General features: G+C 61.0%; 1 protein-coding gene. It reads right to left on the reverse strand.

Annotated features, from left to right (window positions below; translation table 11 throughout):
* Positions 1-145: 145 nt before the first annotated feature.
* Positions 146-847: a phospholipase effector Tle1 domain-containing protein gene (locus ACXMYJ_RS29220; RefSeq protein WP_460359562.1), complete on the reverse strand. Its 702-nt coding sequence runs from the start codon at positions 845-847 to the stop codon at positions 146-148.
* Positions 848-940 lie beyond the last annotated feature (93 nt).

Raw genomic sequence — 940 nt, forward strand, 5'->3', positions numbered from 1 at the left:
CGGATGATCTGATCCGGAGTGTGCCGCCGGCGCTTGTTCGTTGCCATGTCGTCATTGATTCTTCCTGCCCGAGCACTCGGGCAACAGAGTCCCACAACGACTGGACCACTACAGGGGGCTCACCTCACGGGGACGTCCAGGACGGTCATAACCGACCCTCGAGGGCAGCGCGACGTGACTGGCTGTTCGCGACGGGACCGCTCGCACGGTAGCCAAGCGGCGGGATCACCTCCACGCGGCCGGTCAAGTCATGGGCAGAATCAGACCACCATCCGATGTTGGGGGCACGCCTGTGCCGACTCTCGGTGTCGTCGTACCAACGTTCGTAGGCCGGTTCCGCAATCCGAAGCGTCTCCGTGGTGTCATCGTCACCCTCGACTGCGAGAAGCCGGCGGCTGCCACGGAATCTCACTTCAGAGCGGTTCTTTGGCTGCACGGTGCGCCAGCACTGTTTGACGATGTTGATCAGCTGATACGCCGGGCTCATGGAATTGTTCGGCGACAGCGGTGCAGTCTGCAGCGGATGAAACAGCTCATAATCGAACTCAAGGCCACGTTCTGAGGCTTCGTGCACCATCCAGCGCAGTGTGAGATCGGCCGGGGCAGTCGCCGGGTAGCCGCCACCGATGTCGGAGTGGACCCCTTCGAACCACACTTGCTTAATGTCCGTTATGCGGTTCGGTTTCCACAGACAGGGGCTGAAAGTCAGGCGCCGCTCATCTATCGCCAACGCCTGGCGGGCGAACTCGACCTTCTCGGTGAGGTCGACGTCATGAAACTTGTACTTCTTTCTCGTGAGGCCCGGCGCTCCGACCCGAGTTGGGTCATTTGGCTTAGTGCCTTGAATTCTCGGCGTTCAGTGCGTTGAGGATTGCGTTGACCTCGGTGTTTAGGGCTGGCGGGTAGGTGGCGATGACGCCGTTGAGGTCGATGGTGGCTG

It is taken from the genome of Mycobacterium sp. ZZG, assembly GCF_054786995.1.